The following is a 6,013-nucleotide window of genomic DNA, read 5'->3' as shown; positions in this document are numbered from 1 at the left end:
TGAATGTCTCCACTGTTTAGTTTTGAGAGTGCATATTTCCGGTGGTTATGGCGGAGGGGTCACACCCGTTCCCATCCCGAACACGGCAGTTAAGCCCTCCAGCGCTGATGGTACTTGGGACGCAAGTCCCCGGGAGAGTAGGTCGCCGCCGGAATCTTCTTAGAAGACCCCTAGCTATGCTAGGGGTCTTTGCTTCAGGAGGCGATTTCAACCACAGAGGCACAGAGGCGTGGAAAAGAGAGGAACATGGAACGAGTACATCCAATTTTACTCCTTATTCCTCTCTTGCTTTTCTCTGTGTACTCTGTGGTTAATAAACGTTTATTCCTCTCTCTTGCATCTATCTTCCTGCTTCTTATTTCTTGCTTCTTGCATCTTGTTTCTGGTATGATTTTGAGCTAATAAAGAGACAAGCATGGGGGTATAAACAGTGCGCGAGGGTTTAACTTTTGATGACGTTCTTTTGGTGCCACGCCAGTCAGAGGTCTTGCCGCGGGACGCGGACACCAGCACCTATCTGACGAAGGATATTCGCCTGCACATCCCAATTTTAAGCGCAGGTATGGACACGGTAACAGAGTCTCGCATGGCCATTGCTATAGCGCGCGAGGGTGGTCTAGGCGTAGTGCACAAGAGTATGAGCATTGAGCAGCAGGCATCCGAGGTAGATAGGGTCAAGCGCTCGGAGCACGGCGTTATAACCGACCCCATTTTCTTGTCGCCCGAGCACCTTATCCGCGACGCCCTGCGCCTGATGGAGCGCTACCACATTTCGGGTGTGCCGATAACCGTGCAGGGCAAGCTAGTGGGCATTATTACAAACCGCGACATTCGCTTTGAAGTGGATTTAGACGCCAAAATATACACGGCCATGACCAAAGAAAACTTGGTGACCGCACCGCGGGGCACGACGCTAGAAGAAGCTAAGGCCATACTCTGGAAGCACAAAATAGAAAAGCTACCCCTAGTGGACAACAACTTTCAGCTGATTGGCCTGATAACGATTAAAGATATCGAGAAGGCGCGCATGTACCCGCAGGCCACTAAGGATTCTTTGGGTAGATTACGAGTGGCGGCGGCTATTGGCGTGGGGCCAGGAACCATGGATAGGGCGGCGGCGCTGGTGGCTTCGGGCGTTGACGTCTTAGTCATAGACACCGCCCACGGGCATTCAGACGGCGTGCTGCGGCAAGTGCGCGAGACAAAGGCGGCGTGGCCTAAAGTCGCCCTTATCGCGGGGAATATTGCCACGGCAGCAGCGGTGCGCGATCTTATCGCGGCTGGTGCCGACGGTCTAAAGGTGGGCATCGGGCCGGGCTCCATCTGCACCACGCGCGTGGTGGCGGGTGTGGGCGTGCCCCAAGTAACGGCCGTCCACGATTGTGCGCAGGCCGCTGCTCCCTTTGGTGTGCCGATTATTGCCGACGGCGGCATTAAGTATTCGGGCGATGTGGTCAAGGCTTTAGCGGCGGGCGCATCTACGGTGATGCTGGGCAATCTCTTGGCGGGCACGGAAGAAAGCCCGGGCGAGACAGAAGTTTTTCAGGGGCGCACCTACAAGGTCTACCGCGGCATGGGCAGCATCGCCGCTATGGAGAGGGGCAGTAAGGACCGTTACTTCCAGGAGCAGGCCGCCAAGGCTGTGCCCGAGGGGATAGAGGGCCGTGTGCCCTACCGCGGCGCCCTTTCGGAGACAGTGTACCAAATCATGGGTGGGCTAAAGTCGGGCATGGGTTACTGCGGTTGCCAGACGATAGCCGATTTGCAGACCAAAACTGAATTTATAAAGATTACGGCGGCAGGCCTACGTGAGAGCCACCCGCATGATGTCAGCATTACTAAAGAGGCACCTAACTACAGCCGAGGTTAGGGAGGCTAAGTAGGCAGGTCATTTAACATTATCTTAATCTTGCTATCATTCAGGCAGGATAACCTTCACCCTGCGGCGAAATGGTAGCGTAAGGACACGCAAAATGCTGGCAGGTGCTTTTTGAAGGAGGAGATTTTGTTTGAAGCAGTACACCACAGAGCAGCTCCGCAATATCTGTCTCGTAGGTCACGGTGGGGCAGGTAAGTCGAGCTTTCTCGAAGCCGCACTTTACTCTAGCGGGCACATCGACCGCATGGGCAAGGTAGACGAGGGCAACACCGTTTCTGACCATGACCCTGAAGAAGTAAAGCGCAACATCTCTATCACTACCTCGCTCGGGCCTTGTGTGGCACAGGGGCACAAGGTCAACTTTATTGACACGCCGGGCTACTTTGACTTCGTCGGCGAAGTTAAGGGGGCGCTACGCGTCGCAGATGCCGCACTTATTTTCGCCTGCGCTGTTTCGGGAGTAGAAGTAGGCACGGAAAAAGTCTGGCAGTATGCGGGCGAACAGAATTTGCCGCGCGCATTTTTCATCAACAAGATGGACCGTGAAAACGCCAATTTCGCGCGCGTAGTGGGCGAAATTAAAGAGATTTTTGGCAGTAGCGCTGCCCCCATACAGATGCCCATCGGTGCGGAGACTAAGCTCGTGGGTATCGTCGATCTACTAATGGAGAAGGCTTTTTACTATAGCGATAATGGCCGCAAGGTAGAAGAGCGCCCCATACCCGAAGAACTGAAGGCTCAGGCGGCGGAATACCGCGCGGTACTGCTTGAGGCCGTTGCTGAAACTGACGATGAGCTGCTCGAGAAATTCTTAGAGGGCGTGGAGCTTACCCTAGAAGAAGTTATGCGTGGCGCGAAGGCGGGCATCTTGGCGGGCAAACTTAGCCCCATCTTGTGCGGTTCCTCCCTGCGCAATATAGGCATGAAGTCGGCACTTGACGCCATTATACGTTACTTCCCCTCGCCCAAAGATTTTGCCCCGGCAAAGGGTTTGGTCCCTAGGTCGGGTAGTGAAGAGAAAAGGGCCCCGCTTGCTAGCGCGCCTTTCTCCGCCCTCGTCTTTAAGACCATGGCCGACCCCTATGTGGGCAAGCTGTCGCTCTTTAGAGTGTATTCCGGTGTTATTAAATCGGATTCTGCGGTACTAAATAGCACTAAAGACGCCACCGAGCGCATTGGGCAGCTCTTCTTGGTGCGCGGCAAGACGCAGGAGGTGGTCAGCGAAGTTGTGGCCGGAGATATCGCCGCCGTGGCTAAGCTGCAAACTACCGCCACGGGAGACACCCTCTCGGATAAAGAGCATCAGATCCGTTACAAGGGGGTAGTCTTCCCGCTGCCGGTTACTTCCATGGCGGTGGAGCCTAAATCTAAAGGGGACGAAGAGAAAATCGGCAGTTCTTTCACCCGCCTGCAAGAAGAGGATCTCACCTTTGTTGTGCGGCGCGACACCGAAACGCGGCAGACAATTATCTCGGGCATGGGTGAGTTGCATCTTGAAGTCATTACTAGCCGCATCGCCAGAAAGTATGGCGTCGACCTAGTTATTTCGCTGCCACGTGTGCCTTACCGCGAGACTATTCGCGGCTCCGTTCGTATGGAGGGCAAGCACAAGAAACAATCCGGCGGTAAAGGGCAGTTTGGGCATGTGTGGATTGAGATGGAGCCGGCAGAGGCTGGCGTCGGTTTTGATTTTGTCGATAAAGTCGTCGGGGGCTCGGTGCCTCGCAATTACATTCCAGCCGTGGAGAAGGGCATTCGTGAAGTGATGGAAGAGGGCGTTCTCGCCGGCTACAGGGTGGTCGACGTACGTGTCGCCCTGGTAGATGGCTCGTCACATGCGGTGGACTCGTCTGAAATGGCCTTCAAAATAGCTGGCTCGCTCGCCTTTAAAAAGGCCTTTATGGCCTGTCGCCCCATCTTGCTGGAGCCTATTATGAATGTCGAGGTACTAGTGCCCGACGCAGACATGGGCACCATCATCGGCGACTTAAACAAGAAGCGCGGGCGCATCCTCGGTATGGAACCTAGTGGCGGCATGCAGCTAGTAAGGGCGCAGGCCCCGCTAGCCGAGTTGTTCAAGTATGCCACTGACTTGCGCTCTATGACGCAAGGACGGGCCTCGTTTAGAACGGAGCACGCTCACTATGAAGAAGTGCCGAGCAATGTCGCAGACCCCATCATAGCGTTAGCGGCCAAAAAAGAGGAAGAATAAAGAAGCGAGCTGTCTCAAAGACTAGTTTGGGACAGCTCTTCGTTTGGAAGGGGAATTTTACATGTATCCGACTGTTTACTTACTAAAAGAGCGCCGCCCGCGAATTTCGGCCGGCCACCCCTGGGTGTTTCAGAGCGAAGTAGGCCGCGTGGCAGGCAATGTTAGCCCCGGCTCCCTAGTTAGGGTGATGAACCATGCCGGCGCCTTCGTGGGCGTGGGCTACTACAACCCTGCCAGTCAAATTGTGGTGCGGCTACTAACTAGGCAGGATGAGGAAGTGGGGGCAGAGTTCTGGCGCCGAAGGCTCTTAGAGGCCCAGACTTTGCGCCAGAGGGTGATTGGCAAAGAGACAAATGCCTACCGCCTGGTGCACGCCGAGGCCGATTCCCTGCCCGGGCTAATTGTAGATATATATGACCGCTATGCCGCGGTGCAGGTGCTCGCCCTAGGGATAGAAGCGCATACGGCGACGATTATAGCCTCCCTGCGGGAGCTTCTCGATCTTAAGGGCATTGTGCTGCGCAATGATGTGCCTGTGCGCCGCCTTGAGGGGCTGCCGCTCTCGGTGGACTTTGCCGGCGAGGCCTTTACGCCGCAGGTAGAAGCGCAGGAGAACGGCTTTCGCCTCGTGGCGGATTTGTGGGCTGGGCAGAAGACAGGGTATTTTCTTGACCAACGCGAAAATAGAGCCTACATTAAGCCCTTCGTCGGCGGCGCCAAGGTGCTCGACTGCTTTAGTCACACGGGGTCTTTTGCGGTGCACGCCGCGGGCTTCGGTGCGGCCGAAGTTACCGCGGTCGATATTTCGGCTGTGGCCGTCGCGGGCACCCTGCAGAACGCGGCCCTAAATGGGATGTCCGTCATTTCTGCTGTAGAGGCCAATGCCTTTGACTTTCTGCGCGAAAAGGTCGAGCAAAGAGAGCAGTACGACACGGTAATGATTGACCCGCCGGCCTTTACTAAGAATAAGGCTTCGCTGCCGGCGGCGCGACGGGGCTACAAGGAGGTCAACCTGCGGGGGCTAAAATTAGTCAGGCCGGGGGGCTTTCTTATCTCCTCTAGCTGCTCATACCATGTGTCGCGCGAGGACTTTCTCTACATCTTGAACGAAGCCGCACGGGACGCCCATCGCCAAGTTAAAGTAGTGGCGGTGCGCGGGCAGGGTGCCGACCACCCCTTACTCTTAGCCGCTAATGAGACCAGCTACCTTAAGTTTGTCGTGATGCAAGTTTGGTAGGTAAGAGGCCTAGGTAATGAAGCCGCTGCGAGCAATCGCGGCGGTTTTTGCTCAAAAAACGCGCAGTGGCGAGCAAGGCGAAGCTTGCGTGACTAAGAGAGCAAATTTTGGCAGATTTGCAGCTTAGTTATGTTTGAGTATGTCTTGGGGGTATATTAGAATTAAGGTCAGTGAAGGACAGAGTTTTGGTCCTTTGCCGAAGGGGGCCTAGGCATGAACAATCTTGCGGATGACATCGAAGCCTACCTAGTCAGTAAGCTTGACGAAACACGTGGTGCCTCTATCGTCTTTAGGCGCGGTGAGCTGGCCGAGGCTTTCTCTTGCGCACCCTCGCAAATTAGCTACGTGCTACAAACTAGGTTTGTACCGCAGCGTGGCTACTGGGTGGAGTCGCGCCGTGGGGGCGGCGGCTACATTCGCCTGACCCGCCTTGCGAGGAGCGCGGATCTATTGTGGCAAGAGTGCTTGCGGCATGCCGCCTTGGCACTGACGCAAGAGGAGGCCCATCACCTGATTGACGTGCTGTACCAGGCCGCTCTCGTTTCCGAGCGGGAGGCGCGTCTGATGAGTATTGCGGTAGATAGAGCCATTTTGCGCCTAGAATTGCCCTGGCGCGACCAGGTGCGGGCCGAGCTAGTGCGTTCCATGCTGGCCATATTGATGATTGAGAAGGAGGCGTAGCGCT

At 55.6% G+C, this 6,013-nt stretch carries 4 protein-coding genes and 1 rRNA gene; all 5 read left to right on the top strand.

Annotated features, from left to right (window positions below; all coding sequences use genetic code 11):
- Positions 1-37 precede the first annotated feature (37 nt).
- The 5 genes from rrf to KGZ92_07725 all read left to right on the top strand — a co-directional run bounded on the left by rrf (position 38) and on the right by KGZ92_07725 (position 6,009).
- Positions 38-154: ribosomal RNA gene (gene rrf, locus KGZ92_07745) — 5S ribosomal RNA — on the top strand.
- A 276-nt stretch (positions 155-430) separates the two neighbouring features.
- Positions 431-1,870, top strand: coding sequence for an IMP dehydrogenase (gene guaB, locus KGZ92_07740; GenBank protein ID MBS3889158.1), 1,440 nt, complete (start codon positions 431-433; stop codon positions 1,868-1,870).
- Positions 1,871-2,009: 139 nt separating this feature from the next.
- Positions 2,010-4,091, top strand: coding sequence for an elongation factor G (gene fusA / locus KGZ92_07735; GenBank protein ID MBS3889157.1), 2,082 nt, complete (start codon positions 2,010-2,012; stop codon positions 4,089-4,091).
- Between the two features lie 61 nt (positions 4,092-4,152).
- Positions 4,153-5,328 carry a class I SAM-dependent rRNA methyltransferase gene (locus tag KGZ92_07730; protein MBS3889156.1) on the top strand — a complete coding sequence of 392 codons (1,176 nt, stop codon included), beginning with the start codon at positions 4,153-4,155 and terminating at the stop codon, positions 5,326-5,328.
- 213 nt (positions 5,329-5,541) lie between these two features.
- Positions 5,542-6,009: a CtsR family transcriptional regulator gene (locus tag KGZ92_07725; GenBank protein ID MBS3889155.1), complete on the top strand. Its 468-nt coding sequence runs from the start codon at positions 5,542-5,544 to the stop codon at positions 6,007-6,009.
- The last annotated feature ends 4 nt before the right edge of the window (positions 6,010-6,013 follow it).

The sequence above is a fragment of the Bacillota bacterium genome (genome assembly GCA_018333655.1).
In the GTDB taxonomy this organism is placed as follows: domain Bacteria; phylum Bacillota; class UBA994; order UBA994; family UBA994; genus BS524.
The sequence above is the reverse complement of the archived record's forward strand: the minus strand, read 5'-3'. Positions and strand labels throughout refer to the sequence as shown.